1 protein-coding gene is annotated in these 439 nt (G+C 65.6%); it reads right to left on the bottom strand.

From position 1 onward, the window contains the following. Positions 1-439, bottom strand: a 439-nt coding sequence (locus D7V77_RS42650) for a ribonuclease HII (RefSeq protein WP_147452391.1), incomplete at both ends; no start/stop codon positions are given.

The following is a 439-nucleotide window of genomic DNA, read 5'->3' as shown; positions in this document are numbered from 1 at the left end:
CGTCTAGATCCCGCATGAGGCGATCTCGGCTTACCTTGGCCAGCACGCTCGCCGCCGCGATGCACCGCGCCGCCGCGTCCCCACCGATGATGGGCAGGTGGGGTTGGGTGAGGCCGGGGATAAAGAGGGCATCGGAAAGCACATAGCCTGGGCGCTGTTCCAGGCGCGCTATCGCCCGGCGCATGCCTGAGGTATTGGCGTGCTGGATGCCGCGCTTGTCGATGTCCCCCGCACCAATATGCACCACAGACCAGTCTACAGCCTTGTCTTTGATGATGGGGAAGAGCTTTTCGCGCTGGCGGGGCGTGAGCTTTTTGGAATCAGTTAAGGTATCCAATTCGCTCACGATGCGCTCGGGCAGGATGCAGGCGGCGACGGTGACGGGGCCGCAGCACGCACCGCGGCCGGCCTCATCCACCCCGGCGACGGGGCCGAGCCC

This window comes from Corallococcus sp. CA041A (assembly GCF_003612075.1).
Classification (GTDB): domain Bacteria; phylum Myxococcota; class Myxococcia; order Myxococcales; family Myxococcaceae; genus Corallococcus; species Corallococcus exiguus.
This window is presented reverse-complemented; position numbering and strand designations above follow the sequence as displayed.